Source organism: Acidisoma silvae, assembly GCF_020618775.1.
Classification (GTDB): Bacteria; Pseudomonadota; Alphaproteobacteria; order Acetobacterales; family Acetobacteraceae; genus Acidisoma; species Acidisoma silvae.
In genome coordinates this window covers 1-1,154 of record NZ_JAESVB010000067.1, presented here as the reverse complement: position 1 = coordinate 1,154, position 1,154 = coordinate 1, and the positions used below count along the sequence as shown (strand labels likewise).

The window sequence follows — 1,154 nt, the reverse complement described above, 5'->3', positions numbered from 1 at the left end:
GCAACGCGCCCGGCACTTGATCAATGCGGGGCACGTAACGGTCGGTTCCTGGAAATTTATGGCTTCAATAAAATCCGGTGATGGCTGGATCGGGGAAAGACTGCGGGCCCGATCGCCCGTCAACGCATGAGCACATCCATCAAGGCAGGCCCGAAGCGGCGGCAGAGCGGTCTGCGTGGCTGGAGCAAAAGATCACGGATGCGATGCAGACCGAGCCCAGCGAGACCGGCCAGGCAATCGAGCGATAGCCACAAAACACCAAGCGGCAGTTCGGCGGTAAGGGCTCGATCTTCTCCTGGTGGCACGATCAGTCTCTGCTGACCCGCCCGCGTTAATGCGGCGCCCGCTTCGACAATCCCGACGACGACGCGCGACAGGAGGGCGGCCTCGCCTCCGAAAAGATCAGTGAAGCGTAAGCGGTCGTTTTTCTGCGCCTAGCGAAACCGGTGCGGGCGAGCTGACAACGGAAGCTGTGAGACAGCTTTTGTAGGTAATGTTGTGTTTAATGATAAAAGCTCGGTGGTCGTTTTGCCTCGTGGAGAGGTTTGTTCGAGCCGACGTCGCCGATGGAGTGAGGAAGACAAGGGCCGGATTGTCGCCGAGAGTTTTGAGAAAGGCCGAACGGCTTCGGATGTGGCCCGGCAGCACGATATCAGTCCTCAGCAGCTCTTCGAATGGCGTCGACAAGCGCGTAGTGGCGAGCTCATGGTTCCAGTGGCGGACGAGATGACCTTCGCGGATGTGTCGATTGGGTTTGCGGAGCCAACGGGCGTGGTCCCTGATCGTGGCGACCTTGATCTGTCGGTGAATGGCGTGACGGTCCGCGTCACGGGCCGGACGGATATCGGCCTTCTAGTCCGGGTTGTGCAGGCGCTCAGGAGCTTTCCGGCATGATCAGCTTCCCGGCGGGGGCTCGGATTGTCGTGGCGGCCAAACCCGTGGACTTCCGTCGTGGCGGCGAGAGCCTGGCCACATTAGCGAAGGAGGTCCTCAAGGAAGATCCCTTCGCGGGGGTAATTGTCATCTTCCGGTCTCGCCGAGCCGATAGGGTCAAGACTATCGCCTGGGATCAGACTGGATTGGTGATGGTGTGGAAGTCGCTAGAGGGTGTCATGCACCTTGCATGAGATTTGCGGCTTGTTTGAGCATGTAGC

General features: G+C 59.8%; 2 protein-coding genes. Both read left to right on the top strand.

What is annotated here, in order from left to right; translation table 11 throughout:
• Positions 1 to 498 precede the first annotated feature (498 nt).
• Positions 499 to 894, top strand: a complete 396-nt coding sequence (tnpA, locus tag ASILVAE211_RS26255; RefSeq protein WP_406566110.1) for an IS66-like element accessory protein TnpA — start codon at positions 499 to 501, stop codon at positions 892 to 894.
• A complete protein-coding gene (gene tnpB / locus ASILVAE211_RS25810; RefSeq protein ID WP_227324211.1) occupies positions 891 to 1,127 on the top strand; it encodes an IS66 family insertion sequence element accessory protein TnpB in 237 nt (78 codons plus the stop codon). The genes tnpA and tnpB overlap by 4 nt, the downstream gene beginning before the upstream one ends.
• The last annotated feature ends 27 nt before the right edge of the window (positions 1,128 to 1,154 follow it).

What these genes read in the sequence shown, in the direction of transcription:
- tnpB (WP_227324211.1), top strand. Translation starts at nt 891, where the DNA reads ATGATCAGCTTCCCGGCGGGGGCTCGGATTGTCGTGGCGGCCAAACCC.